Source organism: Pseudomonadaceae bacterium SI-3 (assembly GCA_004010935.1).
Taxonomy (GTDB): Bacteria; Pseudomonadota; Gammaproteobacteria; order Pseudomonadales; family Pseudomonadaceae; genus Stutzerimonas.
Genome location: CP026511.1, coordinates 2,731,004 through 2,748,414, shown reverse-complemented (window position 1 = coordinate 2,748,414; position 17,411 = coordinate 2,731,004). Strand labels below are relative to the sequence as shown.

Annotated in this window: 17 protein-coding genes; 10 read left to right on the top strand and 7 right to left on the bottom strand. The window is 59.9% G+C overall.

Going from position 1 to position 17,411, the window contains the following annotated elements; translation table 11 throughout:
* Positions 1 to 67: 67 nt before the first annotated feature.
* The 5 genes from C1896_12810 to C1896_12790 all read right to left on the bottom strand — a co-directional run bounded on the left by C1896_12810 (position 68) and on the right by C1896_12790 (position 3,892).
* Positions 68 to 1,102 carry an NADP-dependent oxidoreductase gene (locus C1896_12810; GenBank protein AZZ45694.1) on the bottom strand — a complete coding sequence of 345 codons (1,035 nt, stop codon included), beginning with the start codon at positions 1,100 to 1,102 and terminating at the stop codon, positions 68 to 70.
* Between the two features lie 175 nt (positions 1,103 to 1,277).
* Complete coding sequence (locus tag C1896_12805; GenBank protein ID AZZ45693.1) at positions 1,278 to 1,610, bottom strand: hypothetical protein; 333 nt, start codon at positions 1,608 to 1,610, stop codon at positions 1,278 to 1,280.
* Positions 1,611 to 1,742: 132 nt separating this feature from the next.
* A complete protein-coding gene (locus C1896_12800) occupies positions 1,743 to 3,008 on the bottom strand; it encodes a hypothetical protein (protein ID AZZ45692.1) in 1,266 nt (421 codons plus the stop codon).
* A gap of 130 nt (positions 3,009 to 3,138) precedes the next feature.
* Entirely contained in the window at positions 3,139 to 3,459 is a 321-nt protein-coding gene (locus tag C1896_12795; GenBank protein AZZ45691.1) for a hypothetical protein, read from the bottom strand.
* Between the two features lie 79 nt (positions 3,460 to 3,538).
* A complete protein-coding gene (locus C1896_12790) occupies positions 3,539 to 3,892 on the bottom strand; it encodes a hypothetical protein (protein ID AZZ45690.1) in 354 nt (117 codons plus the stop codon).
* A 393-nt stretch (positions 3,893 to 4,285) separates the two neighbouring features.
* Here C1896_12790 and rfbD point away from each other — a divergent pair, with 393 nt between their 5' ends.
* The 3 genes from rfbD to C1896_12775 all read left to right on the top strand — a co-directional run bounded on the left by rfbD (position 4,286) and on the right by C1896_12775 (position 7,823).
* A complete protein-coding gene (rfbD, locus tag C1896_12785) occupies positions 4,286 to 6,349 on the top strand; it encodes a dTDP-4-dehydrorhamnose reductase (protein AZZ45689.1) in 2,064 nt (687 codons plus the stop codon).
* A gap of 119 nt (positions 6,350 to 6,468) precedes the next feature.
* The gene (locus tag C1896_12780; protein AZZ45688.1) at positions 6,469 to 7,632 is read left to right on the top strand and encodes an NAD(P)-dependent oxidoreductase; all 1,164 of its coding nucleotides are present in this window, start codon (positions 6,469 to 6,471) and stop codon (positions 7,630 to 7,632) included.
* Complete coding sequence (locus C1896_12775; GenBank protein ID AZZ45687.1) at positions 7,629 to 7,823, top strand: hypothetical protein; 195 nt, start codon at positions 7,629 to 7,631, stop codon at positions 7,821 to 7,823. Before C1896_12780 ends, C1896_12775 begins: the two co-directional genes overlap by 4 nt.
* 17 nt (positions 7,824 to 7,840) lie before the next feature.
* Here C1896_12775 and C1896_12770 read toward each other — a convergent pair whose 3' ends face one another.
* Together C1896_12770 and C1896_12765 are read right to left on the bottom strand one after the other, a co-directional pair.
* Positions 7,841 to 8,119, bottom strand: coding sequence for a hypothetical protein (locus C1896_12770; GenBank protein ID AZZ45686.1), 279 nt, complete (start codon positions 8,117 to 8,119; stop codon positions 7,841 to 7,843).
* A 148-nt stretch (positions 8,120 to 8,267) separates the two neighbouring features.
* Positions 8,268 to 8,633, bottom strand: a complete 366-nt coding sequence (locus C1896_12765) for a hypothetical protein (protein AZZ45685.1) — start codon at positions 8,631 to 8,633, stop codon at positions 8,268 to 8,270.
* Positions 8,634 to 8,943: 310 nt separating this feature from the next.
* Between C1896_12765 and C1896_12760 the strand changes: the two genes are divergently transcribed.
* The 7 genes from C1896_12760 (at position 8,944) to C1896_12730 (ending at position 17,330) form a co-directional block, all read left to right on the top strand.
* Positions 8,944 to 9,135 (top strand): hypothetical protein, encoded by a 192-nt coding sequence (locus tag C1896_12760; protein ID AZZ45684.1) that lies wholly within the window; start codon positions 8,944 to 8,946, stop codon positions 9,133 to 9,135.
* 137 nt (positions 9,136 to 9,272) lie between these two features.
* Positions 9,273 to 10,352: a 4-hydroxyphenylpyruvate dioxygenase gene (gene hppD / locus C1896_12755; GenBank protein AZZ45683.1), complete on the top strand. Its 1,080-nt coding sequence runs from the start codon at positions 9,273 to 9,275 to the stop codon at positions 10,350 to 10,352.
* Positions 10,353 to 10,675: 323 nt separating this feature from the next.
* Positions 10,676 to 11,023, top strand: a complete 348-nt coding sequence (locus C1896_12750) for a hypothetical protein (protein AZZ45682.1) — start codon at positions 10,676 to 10,678, stop codon at positions 11,021 to 11,023.
* A gap of 94 nt (positions 11,024 to 11,117) precedes the next feature.
* Positions 11,118 to 12,371, top strand: a complete 1,254-nt coding sequence (locus C1896_12745) for a hypothetical protein (GenBank protein ID AZZ45681.1) — start codon at positions 11,118 to 11,120, stop codon at positions 12,369 to 12,371.
* Positions 12,368 to 13,813, top strand: coding sequence for an efflux RND transporter periplasmic adaptor subunit (locus tag C1896_12740; protein AZZ45680.1), 1,446 nt, complete (start codon positions 12,368 to 12,370; stop codon positions 13,811 to 13,813). Before C1896_12745 ends, C1896_12740 begins: the two co-directional genes overlap by 4 nt.
* Complete coding sequence (locus tag C1896_12735) at positions 13,810 to 16,974, top strand: CusA/CzcA family heavy metal efflux RND transporter (protein ID AZZ45679.1); 3,165 nt, start codon at positions 13,810 to 13,812, stop codon at positions 16,972 to 16,974. The genes C1896_12740 and C1896_12735 overlap by 4 nt, the downstream gene beginning before the upstream one ends.
* Complete coding sequence (locus C1896_12730) at positions 16,971 to 17,330, top strand: hypothetical protein (protein ID AZZ45678.1); 360 nt, start codon at positions 16,971 to 16,973, stop codon at positions 17,328 to 17,330. Before C1896_12735 ends, C1896_12730 begins: the two co-directional genes overlap by 4 nt.
* The last annotated feature ends 81 nt before the right edge of the window (positions 17,331 to 17,411 follow it).

Below are 17,411 nucleotides of genomic sequence, written 5' to 3'. Positions count from 1 at the left end.
CGGGTGACGTTCCGCTTCTATCCACCAAACGAGCCGTGCTTACCCGCGCCGAACGGCTAGAAAGGCGTTAGGCCTCGCAAACCTGCACCACCAGTTTCCCGAAATTCTTGCCTTCGAGCAGGCCGATAAACGCCTCGGGCGCATTTTCCAATCCCTGGACGACCTGCTCGCGATACTTGATCTTGCCCTCGGCGTACCACGCGCTCATGTCACGGGCGAATTCGTCGTAGCGGTGCCCGTAGTCGTTGAAGATGATGAAGCCCTGCATGCGCATGCGCTTCTTGAGGATGGTATCGAGCAGCAATGGCAAACGGTCCGGGCCGTCTGGCAGGTCGGTGCTGTTGTACTGCGCAACGACGCCACAGACCGGTACCCGTGCGCTGGTATTGAGAAGTGGCAGCACGGCATCGAATACTTTGCCGCCGACGTTCTCGAAATACACATCGATCCCGTCTGGGCAGTTGTCCGCCAATTGCTGCGCAAAACCTTCGGCGTGATGATCGATACAGGCGTCAAAGCCAAGCGTTTCGACCGCATGCCGACATTTATCAGCACCACCGGCGATGCCTACAACCCGGCAGCCTTTCAGCTTACCGATCTGTCCGACAGTAGCGCCAACGGGGCCGGTGGCTGCGGCCACCACCAGCGTTTCGCCGGCCTTGGGCTGGCCGATATCGAGCAAACCCATGTAGGCGGTGAAACCGGGCATGCCCAGCACACCGAGGGCATGGGAAGGGTGCTGCATGTCCTGGCTAAGTTTGAGCACGCCGGTCCCATCGGAAACAGCATAGTCCTGCCAGCCGTTGCCACTGAGCACCCAGTCGCCTTCCTTGTAGTCGGCATGGCGGGACTCTACGACCCGGCAAACCGTACCGCCGACCATCACATCGCCCACTTCCAAGGGTGGCGCGTAGGACGGCCCGGCACTCATGCGGCCGCGCATATAGGGGTCCAGCGAGAGATAAACGGTACGCAGCAACAGCTGCCCGTCGTTGGGGCTCGGCACCGGACCGGTTTCCAACCGAAAGTTATCGGCGGTGGGTGCACCGTGCGGGCGCGAGGCGAGGTGGATGCTGCGGTTGTGTTGCGATTGTTGTGTCATTGAGGTTCTCCCATTGATCGATCAGCAGACCAAAAATGGGAGCCTGTCTTGCGCGGGACGTTCCATCCATTGGCGCGATGACTGGCTTCGCGCTGGAGAAAGTCGAAGCCCGAAAACACGACCGCCCCCATGAGGGGGCGGCTGCTACATCACGATTGAAGCTAACGCGGCAACGTCAGACGTCGAGCCAGCCTTCATCGCCGGCGTCATCACGGAAGCGGTTGTACTCTTCCTCGTTCCAGTCGCCGCTCTTGTCGCGGTCATAGCTGTTGTAGACGCCTTGGCCATATTCCTCATCGGAGAGTGTGCCGTTTCGATCAGCATCCCAACGGGAAAACATCCCTTGATTGTCGAACCCGGTGTCCCACTCGTTGTAGTCCACGGAGCCGGACTTATCGGCATCCCAGGTGTTGTAGTCCATATCCGCCGCGTAAGTCATGGCCGAGCCGCCTGCAAGGGCCGCTGCCAGGGCGATACCACCAACTGCTTTTTGCCATTTCATGTTCATGCTGCTTCTCCTCTGCAAATTACTGGGTAGTCATCACCAGAGGATGGCGCTGACATAGTTTTCGTACCCCGTCAGCTCTGAGAGTTCTAAAAAAAATTCAGTTATCGACATGAGGTCATACAGCCGCAACGGTTACTGCCCAATCAGATTGATGGTGTTGTTGATGGGCATGTCCTCAACCGATTGGGCCTGTGCCAGCAATTGCGAAACCATCGAAAGGACGGCCCCGGACTGTCCGCCGTCTGCCCCCTTGGGGATCCAGTATTCGTCGCCCGCAAATTCGGCGCGGACCATCGCGTTCATCGTCATTCCTTGCTCCACGCGGATGATCGGCTGCTGCCCGGCGTGGGTTCTGACGGTTAGCAAGGTGCCGTTGGCTTCCTGCTCCCGCACGCACTCGCCCAGATAGTCGAACACTTCGGCGAGTGAGCGGGTGTGCAACTCGACCTTGCCGATGCCCTCGGCTTCGAAATACACACGGCCGCCACCGACGCTGCCGAAGAAGTCCGGGTCGCCCAGCTGGAACTCCTTTCGGCTTTCCAGTTTGCACCGGGCAAGCTGGAACAGGTTCTCCTGAGGACGGACGAAGCAGAACCGGGCGCTTTCAACCGATTCGGTGAGCTGGTAGCGATTATTGCCTCGCGTGCTGACGGCCAGGTTCTCTTTACGTGCGGAAATCAACTGGTCGATGGAGGGCGCTTGCTTGAGTTCAAGTTCTGGCCCGTAGCGGCTGACGAGAAAGGCGCTTTCCATGGTGATGCCTTGGTCGACAAGGCGGCTCACCACTTGCTGGAATCGTTTGAAATCGCTGATCTTCGACGGATTGTTGTAGAAGCGCTCCGTTCCGTTCGGACCTTGGAAATGCACGCTTTCAAGGAACAGGGACAGAATCAGCTCCGGTGCGTAGTCCTGGCGCAGCATGAAAGCAAGAGAGGTGGTGCTGATCGGCGCCACATAGCCGCGGTAAAACTCCTGGTTGTCCTGGGTCGACACGTCGAACCCTGGCCCTTGTTCGATCGCCATGTGGGGGTTGAAGCTGAAGTCTGATGGCGCGTCGCCCCCGAACGGCAGCGTCAGGTTGGCGCCAGCCGAAAGGCGGCTGCGGCCACGGATGGTCGTCACGGTAGTGAAGTGGGCGGGTAACGAAACGCTGCGGCGCACGATGTTGAGCAGCAAGGCTTCGTCCTGTAGGCGGCTGTAGTCCCGGTTGATTGTTGCCATTGCTGTGTCGAGACGTTCGGTCCCGGCGCAGCCAGCCAAGAGAAGGCTGATCGACAAAGCGGTGATCAGTCGTCCAGCCAGCATCGAGCGGCTCATTGAATGCTTTCCTGAATCGGCCATTGAGCCAAGTTTGTTGAGCGGAATTGGCCAGTTGGCCGAGCCATCGCCGAACGACATGAGGTCGGGCGGCGCTGGCGCTGCGTCTGGCTCTAGTGGTGGGCTGTGAGAGGCCCCAAGCGCCGTTTCAGTATCGTCGACACGTGGGGCTCACTGGCTAAGCAAACGCTTCCCATCATTTGCCGTTGGGCTACTCCAGCTCGCCAGGCGTCGCGGAGTAGTGCGATTCGTCCTCTGTCACTGTTTCCTGCTCGGTCTTGTGCAGGTTGCGGTTCGGGACGCTGTCGCGCTCCGGCATGCCTTGAACTAGCCGGCCGTCCTCGGTGACGATCTGTCCTCGCTCATTGCGGTGGGTTTCAAGCTTTTTCATGGGCGTAGGAACACCCATAGGGCTTGGGCGCGAACCGGTGTCTTCTCGCGGGGTGCCGGCTGGCCACTGGGCCAAGGCCGGTTGTGCGGCGGCGGCAAGCAACGTGGTCACTGCCAGTGACGTAAAAAAGGATTTGTTCATGACGGTCTCCTGATGAAGTGTGCCGACCAAGCGGCGTGTCGGGGTTGCCGTACCTGATTCCGATCATTGCCAACCGAAGCTATACGCCCTCCGGCTGGCACACCAACAAGGCAATCGGACCACCACTCGAATACTTGCCGGGCACCCTGGCCACGGCTTGCTCGTTTGGGCTAATCGACATTGCGGGCGCAGCGGTCATCACGGTTTCCTCGGGTAAGGCGTGGAACTGGCACGACGCAATTTCCTGGCTGTGGTTGGTAATCTTGACGGCGGGGACGCCGCGCAAATCGACTTTGTCCGAGGACGCTTGCGGTACTCCCAGTTCTTCCACTTCCAGGTTCATACCGTTCAAACGTTTGACGACCAGAGGCTCCTGAGCGAGGGCAGGCAGAGCGAACGCCAAGCTGATAAGCGCTATAAAAGGTCTCTTCATTCTGCTTCTCCGTTTTGGTGGCTTATTCATCTGAACAGGGCAGGCGCGTTGAGTTCGAGGATTGCTCGATGCTGCCATCAGATCCTCGGGCAGGCCGCTGCTGGTAGCGTCCCCACACGCTGCGAATAACCTGGGCCTGAGTTCAGCTTGATGCCCCAGGCGATAGGAAGCCGGTGCGTCAGCGGCCATTCGGCTTTCTCACAAGGATCGGCGTTGGTGCGATCTAGTCCGCCATATTTGGTTGCAATTCACTGAACCCCGTTGATCTTCCTAGGTCAGAGCTGAGCGTAGTGGCTCAAGCCCATCACGCACCGCAGCGCCCGCGACCGCCAAAGAGTCGGGTCGTCTGTCGGGTTTAGACCCAACCTCCTTATTCGGATGCCGAGCGCTCTAATGGATCAGATATACGCTGTCGTGCTGTCGTACAAACGCAAGGATTTGCTCAAGCGCTGTCTGGAAGGGATCAGTGCTCAGAGCCGTCCGTGTGACGCCATCATCGTGGTCGACAACGCCAGCAACGATGGGACCGAAGAGGTGTTGCTCGACTCAGAAGTTGCCAATCTCAAGGTGTACGTGCTGTCCCGCAATACCGGCGCCTCGGGTGGTTTCAGTGCCGGGTTTCGTATGGCCTATCAGCAGGGCGCTGATTTTGTCTGGATGATGGATGACGATGTCATCCCTGAACCGGATGCCTTGGAAAAACTGCTCGAGGCTGATCAGCGACTCGCTGAGCACAAACAGCCACGCTCCTTCTTGCTGTCGAGGGCGTTTACCGAGGCGGGTTTGCTCACCAACGTGCCGCGAATCGATGAGCGTACCAACGCCATTGATTACGAAAACTGGCCCGCGTTGCTGCACCTCGGTGTAGTGCCGGTGCGACCAGCCACCTATGTATCGATCCTGGTACCGCGAGAAACATTGGCCCGGCACGGCGTGCCGTTGGCCCCGATGTTCATGTGGGGAGACGACACTGAGTTTACTTTGCGTATCAGCCAGGACACGCCGGGTTACCTCGTGGTTGCTAGCAAGGTCCTGCACCTGCGGCGTGTCAGCGGTGCCATCGACATTCTGCGCGAGCCCGACCCCAGTCGGATTGCGCTGCATCGGCACCTGGTACGCAACGAGCTGTTCGTGGCGCGCCGGTATTTCCGTAAGCGACGGGTGCTAGGCCTGTTCACATCACGGTTAGGCCTGGTTGCTGCGATGCTGGTGCGAGGTCAGTTTGCCAAGGCACGCATCATCCTTACCGGGCTGATGGAGAGCTTCAGCTTCGCACCGGTTCCTGAGGCCGCTGACGCCCCGGTTGAGGCGCTGGGTGTGAGCGTGCGTGAGCTAATCCCAAAGCGGTCAGGCGAGGCAGCTGAGCAGACCATCCAACAGCCGCCAGATACCGCCCCAGTAGCGGTTACCCGCACCGATGCGTTGGCCGATACGCCTATCCGTACGGGGCACACCAACATGCGGGTTCTCGTCTGTGGCGCGGAAGGGCAGGTCGGCTATTGTCTGACCAATCAGGCTGCCAGCTTCGGGCTGGATGCCATCGGCTTGTCTCGCCAGGCATTGGACATTACCCGCGCGGAGCACATTCGCGAGGCCATCGAGCGTTATAAGCCTGCCCTTATCATCAACGCAGCGGCGTACACCAACCTGGATCACGCCGAAGCGGAAGTGGCACAGGCTCAGGCGGTCAACCGCGACGGCGCTGCCAACCTGGCTGCAGCCGCCCGACAGTTCGGTATTCCCTTGTTCCATCTGTCGAGTGAATACGTATTTTCCGGTGACGCTGACAAGCCCTACCGTGAAACCGACCAGGCGATGCCGAACAGCGTGTACGGCTCCACACGTCTCGCGGGCGAACAGGTCATCAGCCAGACGCTTGACCGCTACCTCATTCTGCGGACCAGCTGGATCTACGGTGAACGCGGAAACAACTTCGTCAAAACGATGCTCAATCTGGGCAACAAGACGGAGGAGATCTCCGTCGTCAGCGATCAGATCGGTTGCCCGACCCGAGCCCGCAGCGTTGCACGCGTACTGATCGAACTGGCTTTGCGCTATTGCCGTGACGGCGATCTCCAGTGGGGCCTGTATCACTATAGCGGCGCGTCTCCGTGCAGCTGGGCCGAGTTCGCCACTCAGGTGTTCCAGGAAGCCGAATCGGCGGGGTTGATCGATACGGCCCCCCGTGTGCAGTCGGTGCCTAGCTCGAGCCTGCCTCGGGCTGCGTTGCGGCCAGCCTGGTCCGTGCTCGATTGTTCGCTCATCGAGGAGGCATTTGGTATCCGGCCCAAGCACTGGCGAGATGAATTGCGGCATGTGATTCGGCGAATCAGCGATATGCCGGTCGTGCCGTTCGGGCCTTCGCCCAGCCGCGTTCCGTTCAAGGCGTATCCGTTTTGTATCCAAGAGCAGCCCGCGCAGCTGTCGGCGTCCAGGCGGTCCGCTACAGGCGAATAAACACTCGGACAAATCAAAAACTTTTTCTAAATATTACGGTCCGAGGCTCAGGACTTTTCCGAAGGGATTTCACCATGACAGATGCAATGATCAAGAGAGTAGGTGTTTCGGGTACAGGGATGATCTCGCACTGTTTCGTTCGTCTGATCATGCAGCACTACAAGGATCTTAGAATCAGCCGGGTCTTGACCCGTAGAAGCGTCGCCACGCTGAGTAGCTTTCCGCTGGCCGACGCGCTGACCAACTCCATTGACGATCTCATTGCTAACTCGGATGTGATCGTCGAGTGCACAGGTGACGTCTTTTTCGGTACCGAAGTGATCGAGCGCGCCTTCGAAGCCGGGGTGCCGGTGGTTACCATCAACGCCGAGCTACAGGTCACGACCGGGTCTTACCTGTCCGGCAAGGGATTCCTGACCGAAGCCGAAGGGGACCAGCCAGGATCGCTCGCCGCTTTGCGCGAAGAAGCCTTGCAGATGGGCTTTCAGCCGCTGGTCTACGGCAACATGAAGGGCTACCTGAACCACAACCCCAGTCCTGAAGACATGGCTTACTGGTCCAAGCGCCAGGGCATCAGCATTGAGCAGACCACATCCTTCACCGATGGCACCAAGGTGCAGATCGAGCAGGTCGTGGTAGGTAACGGGTTTGGTGCGACTATCACCAGGCGCGGTCTGGAAGGGCTGGCGTCGACCGATCTCAACGTCAGCGGCAACGTTCTAGGGCTGATCGCAGACGGCGTCGGACAGCCAATTGTCGACTACGTATTGCCCAATGGCTATTCGGCGGGCGGCGTGTTTCTAGTGTGCCGGCACGATGAAATGCAGGCGCCAGCAATCGAATACTTCAAGCTCGGGCCTGGGCCGTATTACGTGCTGACACGACCCTTTCACCTCTGCTCGCTCGAAGTCGGCAAGACCGTACGGCGGGTGCTTGCCGGTGGCGGGGTGCTGCTGAACAACTCTGTTTCACCCACCTTGGGTGTCGCAGCAATCGCCAAACGTGAGATGAAGGCGGGAGAGATGATCGGCCGCGGGATAGGTGGGTTCGACGTTCGCGGCGAAGCGGTCAAACTTGCCGACGAGCTCGATCACGTGCCGATCGGGCTGCTGCGCAACATGGTTCTCAAGAGAGCTGTCGAGCCGGGGCAGCTGATCACGTTCGACGACATCGAAGTTCAGCCCAGCCGCGTGCTGGACATCATCTTCCAGCAACAACAAAAAGTGCTGCAGCGGATCGAAACAGACGCTCAGCCAGCGCTGTTGCACCAGGCACTGCAGTGAGAGCCCAGGACGAGGCGGAGGTCTGGGCCGACGGATACGGTTTCGTGGAGTTTCAGCGGACCGGGATTGGCCTCGTCCCGTATCACCACGAATCTCGCACTGTGCAAGAGACTCTGCCAATCGCAGCGCCCATGCAGTTGACTGAAGAAGATTCAGCGGGTGACGGCACTGCCTTCACCCTGCTGGCATGATCGACCGACTTGCCAGCTCACGCGAGCTGAGATTGGTCCCCGATCATGCTGCCTTCAGCGGTCATATTTAGAGTGTTCCAGAGGCTGCAGGCAAGGCGCACCACGGCGCCGCCGAAGCCGCTGGCTTCTGTTTGAGCATCCAGCTCGTTGTCAAAAACCGCTAACACGCTACCGTAGGAATAAACGACTCCCCACCGATCCGGGTTTCCGCTATCTGCCTTGATGATATCCACGACCGTCTCCCAAAATGTCACGAGATGTGACAAAAATACGGCGCATAGATACCACGGCGTCATAAAGTCGACAACTGCCGTTCGGCGGGACTCTAATCAGCCCTGGCTAAAGGGCCATCAGTGCCGCTTTTTATGCCGGCACGGCCCCACCGCCTAGTTGCACTGGAGCAGCACAGTTGATTGGAGGGCGTTCGGCCGTCGCAGCATCTCACTACGTGCCACGGCGCTCCCCCGGATGCGTTTCATGCCCCATTGGCGTGGCATCAGGTAAGTTCACATCCGGCTCGGCGAAGTCTGGGCTGTGTACTTCAGAGTCCAATGGCATGTGACTGTAGCGCTGCTTGTCGGCGGTTACCTGGCGTGGCTGCGGCTCGCTAGCGGTCAGGATACGTTTGGCCTCGCAACGCCCACTGATGCCGCGCGCTAAGGCCATGCCACCTATCGCCAGCTGCAACAGGCCGCTCAGTCCGCCGCGACGCAATCCTCTGCCCAGCATAACCAGCCCGCCCGCAACGGAGGCGCTGCGTTCCCAGCCGTGCACGTTTTGCGGGGCGCTCTTGTCGAAAAGTCGATTCATGGTCGTTCCTTTTTGTTCAGCCGTTGAATATGACGCCCGCTTGAGGGCGTAGCGGGCGGGACAGGTGATGCTCGTCGGATAAACGCGATGTTCTGGCCACAGCAGAGCCTGTTTGCCTCGTTTCGTTAGCCATAGATTCGGCAGCGTCGCAGCGGTATTCGTTCGAGGCGGGAGATAAGCGGCACGCGACATGGGCTTGACAGTTGGACATGCGTCCCGCAGATTTCGCTAAACGTAATTCGATTACGCAAAAAAATAATAGAGCGCCGCGTAGAAACGGCGCGCCTTCTGTGCAGCCATGGCAGCGAATATGGGTTCATCCGCTTTTTTCCAGTTCACCGCGTCCGCTCGACTTCGGACCGTCCAGGGGGCCGCCAGGTCGTTGAGCTTGGCCGGTCCGGTGAAGCCGTTGCGCGCTGGCGGAGCTAGTCTGTCCAGCAGGCTAAAGCGCAGCCAGGAAGGCAGGCCGATGGCCGCGTCTGACGTTCGGATGAGCTGCTGAAATGAAGATCTTGGGCTTTCGATTGACCCTGGGCGACCATCTGGGTCGCAGCGTCCGTGGGATTTCCTGTGCGCCGCCGAGTTGACCTTCGCATAACGTCAATTTCGCTAACGTACCGTTATTCCAAGGAGCCAATCATGGCCGACCTGTTTGAAAATCCCATGGGCCTTATGGGCTTCGAGTTCATCGAATTTGCCTCGCCCACCCCGAACGTCATCGAGCCGGTACTGGAAAGCATGGGCTTTACCCATGTCGCCAACCACCGATCCAAAGATGTGGCGCTGTACCGTCAGGGTGAGATCAACGCCATCGTCAATCGCGAGGCGAAAGGCCTGCCAGCTTATTTCGCGGCTGAGCATGGGCCTTCAGTATGTGGCATGGCGTTCCGTGTAAAGGATGCGCAGAAGGCCTATACCCGCGCGCTGGAGCTGGGTGCTCAGGCTATCGAGCTGCCCACCGGTCCGATGGAGCTGCGCCTGCCGGCAATCAAGGGTATCGGCGGAGCGCCGTTGTATCTGATCGACCGTTTCGGTGAGGGCAGCTCGATTTATGACATCGATTTCGTGTTCCTGGAGGGCGTCGAGCGTCATCCGGTCGGCGCTGGCCTGAAGCTCATCGACCATCTGACCCACAACGTTTACCGCGGTCGCATGGCTTACTGGGCGGACTTCTACGAGAAGCTGTTCAACTTCCGTGAGATCCGTTACTTCGACATCAAGGGTGAGTACACCGGCCTGACATCCAAGGCCATGACCGCGCCGGACGGCATGATCCGCATCCCCCTCAACGAGGAGTCGTCGAAGGGCGCTGGGCAGATCGAGGAATTCCTCATGCAGTTCAACGGTGAGGGTATCCAGCACGTCGCCTTCCTCACCGACAACCTGATCGAGACCTGGGACAAGCTGAAGGCCAGCGGCACCGTCTTCATGACTGCGCCGCCGGAAACCTACTACGAGATGCTTGAGGGGCGGCTGCCCAACCACGGCGAGCCGGTAGAAGAGCTGAAATCCCGCGGCATTCTGCTGGACGGTGCAGTTGAGGACGGCGAGCAGCGCCTGCTGCTGCAAATCTTCTCCGGCACCGTGCTGGGTCCGGTGTTCTTCGAGTTCATTCAGCGCAAAGGTGATAGCGGCTTCGGCGAGGGCAACTTCAAGGCGCTGTTCGAATCCATCGAGCGTGATCAGATTAAGCGCGGCGTGCTCAGCACCACTGAGTAACCACCGAGACGGCAACCGACTCCGGTTGCCGTTCCAATCGATCCAGTTGTTTCACCGCGCTTTCAAGCGCACCGGCGACGGCACAAGGCCGCTGCCGGTGCGGCTTCGCCATGTGTGTAATTAGCGAAACGATCAGGCCAGATGATCCCGTCCTTGATCTGGCCGAAGCGAAGCGAGACACGTAATCACCGAACGGGGCTGTGATGAATAGCCGTCGCGGTCAATGCGTGCGTTTACAAGAACAGGGCCCAAGTGACTACGCAGATTGCAGAGCGACCAAATGTCTTATTGATTGCTTCTGCGTTGCCGCATAGGCTGAGCCCATGACCGTCAACATGCGTTCCTTCCTTATCCTGCTGCTGGTACTTACGCTTCCGATCAATGGGATGGCGCAACTACTCATGCCGGCAACATCGTCGGTGCATCACCAGATGGCTGATATGGAAGGCATGAACGGCATGGACGACGCTGATCAAGATTGTCGTGAAGGAAAGGATCAAGGCCCAACGACCGTCTGCAAGAACGGGCAAGAATGCAAAACCTCCAGCCTCGTTCAGATTGCAGCGGCCAAGGCGGACGTGATTTCTGCAGCCAAGCCCGTGACTACACCCTATAACGACCAGATCCCTTCCCGTCTTCTGGACGCCGTCTGGCACCCACCCCGCGTCTGATTCCGATCGAATTCTAGAAACCCGCCCGAATGTGAGCATTCGGGTCGGTTACCGCGCGCCCTTTGGCCCGCATGGAAGATCAGGAATCCTTTAAATGAAACCCCTTATTCGCTGGGCGCCCCATCAAGTGGCCGCCTTGATCATGGGCGCGCTCTCGTTTCCCGGGCTCGTGTCAGCTCTAACGTTGGAACAGGCCTTGAGCCTGGCCGAGCAGCAGGCACCTTCGTTAGCCGCGCAAACTGCCAACCTCCACGCTGCTCGTAGCGCTGCGATTCCGGCAGGCGAGCTCCCGGATCCGAAGCTCAGGCTTGGGCTGCAAAACGTACCCATCGAAGGCGACACACGCTGGCGGCTCGATGAAGAGGCCATGACCATGCAAATGGTCGGCGTCATGCAAGATGTACCGAATCGGGCGAAACGGCGCGCTCGGATCGAGGCTGCGCAGGCAGGTGTCGCGCTTGCAGGCGTGCAGCAGTCCATCGAGCGTCTCAGTGTTCGTCAAGCGACCGCCGAGGCCTGGATCGCTAGCTTCGCGGTCGAGCAGCAGCTGAGTCTTTTCAAACAGTTCTACGGCGAGAACAAGCTGTTTTCCCAGGCTGTGCAGGCGCGTATTGCTGGCGGGCGCGGCCAGACCGCCGACAGCGTGCTTCCCAAGCAGGAAGCTGCCTTGCTGGCAGAACAGGAAGATGAGTTGGTACGCAACCAGGCGGTTGCACGGGCCGAATTACGCCGGTGGATAGGCGAGCCGGCTGACCAGCCGCTGACAGGCGTCTGGCCGCAATGGCCCGCCGACGCTGTTCACTACCAGCACAACCTCGACCGCCATCCGGCACTGCTGGCATTCGGGCCGATGACGCGCGAGGCCGAGGCAAACGTCAGCCAGGCCATCGCCGAAAAAACTCCGGACTGGAGTTGGGGCGTCGACTACCTGCGTCGGGGTCGGGAGTACGGCGACATGGTGAACCTCAGCGTTAGCTTCGACCTGCCGATGTTCACCGGCTCGCGACAGGACCCGAAGATCGCTGCCGAGCGGGCACGGCTCGCGCAGATCGAGGCTCAGCGCCAGGCGACGTTACGTATGCATGACCAGGAGCTGACCGCCAACCTCGCTGAGCATCAGCGCTTGTCTCGGGTACTGACGCGCCTCGAACAAACCCTGCTGCCGCTCGCAGAACAGAAGGTTGATCTGGCCATGGCCGATTACCGCGCTGGGAAAGGCGAATTGATCGCTGTGATCGATGCGCGCCGCCAGCTCGTCGAAACCCGTCTGCGTCGCATCGACACGTCTCGTGACCTTTCGCTGAGCAACGCCCGCCTGCATTTCGCCTTTGGAGATACCCAACCATGAGCTTCCACACACAACAGCTGGCGCTCGTACTCAGCGTGATGATTGGTGCGACCGCAGCAGCCGTGATGCCCACCGCAGCCTTGGCACAAGCAGCTGATGATGAGGGCAGGGCCGTGCTCTATTGGTACGACCCTATGGTCCCGCAGCAGAAATTCGACAAACCGGGCAAGTCACCCTTCATGGATATGGAGCTCGTCCCGCGTTATGCCGATGAAGGCAGCGACGGGGCATCGATGAAGATCGACCCGAGCGTCACGCAGAATCTTGGCATTCGTCTGGCGACGGCTGTGCGTGAGTCGATCAGTCAGTCGCTTGAAGCCACCGGAGCATTGATGTTCGACGAGCGCGACGTGGCGGTGGTGCAGGCGCGCGCTGGAGGCTTCGTCGAGCGCGTTTACGATCGGGCACCTGAGGATGTGATCGACAAGGGGGCGCCGCTGGCCGATCTGCTCATACCGGAATGGGCCGCGGCACAGGAAGAGTACCTGGCGCTCCGAGACGTTGGTGAACCCCAGCTGTTGGCCGCGGCGCGGCAACGGTTACGCCTCGCCGGTATGCCGGCAGACGTCATTGCGCAACTGCAACGGAGCGGCAAGACACGCGCGGTCTGGACCGTAACCAGCCCGATTGCTGGCGTGTTGAGCAGTCTCGATGTTCGCGAGGGCATGACAGTACCTGCCGGCGCATCACTTGCACGCATCAATGGACTGAGCACCGTTTGGTTGGAGGTGGCGGTGCCTGAGGCCCAGGTCGGTCATCTGGCACAAGGGCAGAAAGTAACCGCGCGCTTGCCGGCCTTTGCCGGTGAATCCTTGGAAGGGACGACTCAGGCCGTGCTGCCGCAAGCCAACCTGGATAGCCGTACGGTGCGTGTCCGGGTCGAGCTGCCTAACCCACAACAGCGACTACGCCCCGGCATGACGGCGCAAGTGACCTTGAATCGCGACGTCGAGCAGGCTTTGGTCATTCCTTCCGAGGCGGTCATTCGGACCGGTCGCCGGGCATTGGTCATGCTGGCGGAGGATGAAGGCCGTTACCGTCCCGTCGAGGTGCGTATCGGTCGGGAATTCGATGACAGAACCGAGATACTTGAAGGGCTCGAAGCCGGCCAGAAGGTCGTTGCGTCCGGCCAGTTCCTGCTTGATTCCGAGGCGAGTCTGCGCGGACTGACCGCGCAAAGCCTGGAACAGCCGAAGTCCTCCTTCGAATCTGCATTGCACGAGGCTGAAGGCACGATTGTGGGGCTGGAAGACGGCATGGTTGGCCTGTCGCATGGCCCGTTCAAGACCTTGAACATGCCTGGGATGACCATGGCCTTTCCGGTTGCCGATCCATCGCTTACCTCAGGCTTGCAGTCGGGTGACCGTGTCCGCGTTGGCGTGCGTGAAACTGACGAGGGCCTGATCATCGAGCGCATCGTGAAGCTCGGGGGCCAGCCATGATTGCAGCCATGATTCGCTGGTCCGTCGCCAACCGATTTTTGGTTCTGCTGGCCACTGTTTTCGCGGTGGCCTGGGGCGTCTGGGCGGTCAAGAACACAGCGGTCGATGCCTTGCCTGACCTTTCCGATGTCCAGGTCATCATCCGCACCCCATACCCGGGCCAGGCGCCTCAGATCGTCGAAAACCAGGTCACCTATCCACTGACCACAACGATGTTGTCGGTGCCAGGCGCGAAGACGGTGCGCGGCTACTCGTTCTTTGGAGACAGCTACGTGTACGTCCTGTTCGAGGACGGCACTGACCTCTACTGGGCCCGCTCGCGGGTACTGGAATACCTGAGTCAGGTACAAAGCCGGCTGCCCGCCGCGGCCAAGCCCGCCTTAGGCCCAGATGCCACGGGTGTCGGCTGGATCTACCAATATGTGCTGGTGGATCGCACGGGCAGGCATGACCTCTCGCAGCTGCGCTCTCTGCAGGACTGGTTCCTGCGCTATGAACTCAAGACACTGCCCAACGTGGCGGAAGTCGCGCCCATCGGCGGGATGGTCAAGCAGTACCAGGTGGTACTCGACCCGGTACGCATGGCCAGCCGGGGCGTGACACAGCAGCAGATTGCAACGGCCATCGACGAGGCGAACCGTGAAACCGGCGGGAGTGTTCTGGAACTGGCAGAAACCGAGTTCATGGTTCGTGCGACCGGCTATTTGCAGACATTGAGCGATTTTCGAGCCATTCCGCTGCGTCTCGATGGTGGCGTGCCGGTAACCCTTGGAGACGTTGCGCACGTTCAGCTCGGCCCAGAGATGCGCCGCGGCATTGCCGAGCTTGATGGCGAGGGGGAAGTGGTCGGTGGAGTGGTCATTCTGCGCAGCGGCAAAAACGCGCGGGAAACCATCGCCGCGGTCCAGACCAAGCTCGACGAACTCAAAGCGAGCTTGCCTCCGGGTGTTGAAATCGTCACGACCTACGACCGCAGCAAATTGATCGACAGCGCCGTTGAAAACCTCACCCACAAGCTCATCGAGGAGTTCATCGTTGTTGCATTGGTTTGCGCGCTGTTTCTTTGGCATTTGCGCTCGTCTCTGGTGGCAATCGTTTCGTTGCCAATCGGCATCCTGATCGCGTTCGTGATCATGCAGCGGCAGGGTATCAACGCCAACATCATGTCCCTGGGCGGCATCGCCATTGCCATCGGAGCGATGGTCGACGCAGCTATCGTCATGATCGAAAACGCTCACAAGCACATTGAGGCGTGGCACAAGCGCTACCCAGATTCCACCCTTAAAGGCCAGGAGCATTGGAAGGTCATCACCGAGGCGGCCGTCGAGGTCGGACCGGCCCTGTTCTTCAGCCTGCTGATCATCACCCTGTCGTTCATTCCAGTGTTCACCCTTGAGGCGCAGGAAGGTCGGCTGTTCGGTCCGCTGGCCTTCACCAAAACCTATGCAATGGCGGCCGCTGCCGGGTTGTCCGTCACGCTGGTTCCGGTCCTCATGGGCTACTGGATACGGGGCAACATCCCGGATGAACACCGCAATCCGCTCAATCGAGGCCTCATCTGGATCTACAAGCCTGCCTTGGACGCGGTGCTGCGTTGGCCAAAGACAACGTTGCTGGTGGCGGTTCTGGTCTTTCTGACGGGCTTGTGGCCTGCCAGTCGCCTCGGTGGTGAGTTCTTGCCACCGTTGGACGAAGGTGACCTGCTCTATATGCCCACTGCACTTCCGGGCCTCTCGGCGCAGAAGGCATCCGAGCTGTTACAGCAGACCGACCGGCTAATCAAAACGGTTCCAGAGGTTGCCCGCGTGTTTGGCAAGGCGGGGCGAGCCGACACCGCAACCGATCCTGCGCCGCTGGAAATGTTCGAAACGACCATTCAGTTCAAGCCGAAGGATCAGTGGCGCGAAGGAATGACGTCCGAAAAACTGGTGGAGGAGCTGGACCGCACGGTGCAAGTGCCTGGGTTGGCCAACCTCTGGATCCCGCCCATTCGAAACCGCATCGACATGCTGGCGACCGGTATCAAGAGCCCGATCGGGGTGAAGGTGTATGGCACCGAGTTGGCGAAGATCGATAACGCCACCTTGGCCATCGAGAAAATCGCCAAAACCGTGCCCGGTGTCAGCTCGGCGTTGGCCGAGCGACTGACCGGCGGGCGCTATATCGATGTGGACATCGATCGTGTCGCGGCGGCACGTTACGGCTTGAACATAGCGGATGTGCAATCGATCGTGGCCGGTGCCATCGGAGGCCAGACCGTCGGTGAGACTGTCGAAGGGCTTGCGCGGTATCCGATCAACCTTCGCTACGGTCGAGAGTGGCGCGACTCGCTGACGGATCTGCGCGACCTGCCTATCTACACGCCGCAGGGCAGTCAGATCACCCTGGGCACGGTTGCCGAGGTCAAGGTGACCGACGGCCCACCGATGCTCAAAAGCGAAAACGCCAGGCTGTCGGGCTGGGTCTACGTCGATGTCCGTGGTCGTGACATGGCCGCTGTGGTGAGCGATCTGAGGCAAAGGGTCAGCGAAAGTGTTCAGCTCGAGTCCGGCATGAGCATCAGCTACTCCGGTCAATTCGAGTTCATGGAGCGCGCCAACGCCAAGTTGAAACTGGTGGTGCCGGCGACCTTGCTGATCATCTTTGTTCTGCTCTACCACACGTTTTCCCGCTTCGGCGAGGCGCTGTTGATCATGGCCACGCTGCCATTCGCCCTGACCGGAGGTGTCTGGTTTCTGTATCTACTGGGCTACAACCTCTCCGTCGCGACCGGTATTGGCTTCATCGCGCTCGCCGGGGTTTCCGCTGAGTTCGGCGTCATCATGTTGCTGTACCTGACGAACGCCTGGCGAGACCGCCTCAACGCCGGTGCGCGAGATGAAGCCGACCTGCTCGACGCGATCCGCGAGGGCGCCGTACAGCGCGTGCGCCCCAAGGCCATGACAGTGGCAGTCATCATCGCCGGTCTGTTGCCCATCCTTTTGGGGGGCGGAACCGGCAGCGAAATCATGAGCCGCATCGCCGCGCCCATGGTCGGCGGGATGATTACCGCGCCCTTGCTTTCCCTGTTCGTGCTGCCTGCGGCGTACTTGCTGATGCGCCGCCGTCAATTGCCGACCATCCCACACCACCCCATCAACTCCGCAGGAGCACACTCATGAACATTAAGCACATCTGTCTTGCGACGTTCTTCCTAGTACCTGTTGCCTATGCCGCCGACAAGCAGCCCATGAACGGCATGCCGATGGATCACAAAGGCATGAACATGCAAACGGACCAGCAGGTGGCCGGAGGACAGGCCGCTACCGCCACCGGTAGGGTCAAGAAGGTGAACCTGGAAAAGGGCTCGGTCATCATCGCTCACGGCCCGGTCGAAGCACTCGGCTGGCCATCCATGACCATGGGCTTCAAGGCAACGCCGGATCAACTCCGGACCTTGCATCAGGGTGACCAGGTTGAGTTCGACTTTGTTTCGAAAGGGATGAACGCCGTCGTCACTCGAATCGACAAACAGTAACAGGCTGGGTCACATCCCTCGGCACCGTGGATGCACCGCGCGGTGCCTTGGCTTCGAATATCGGCTGTGCTGCGGCGAGCG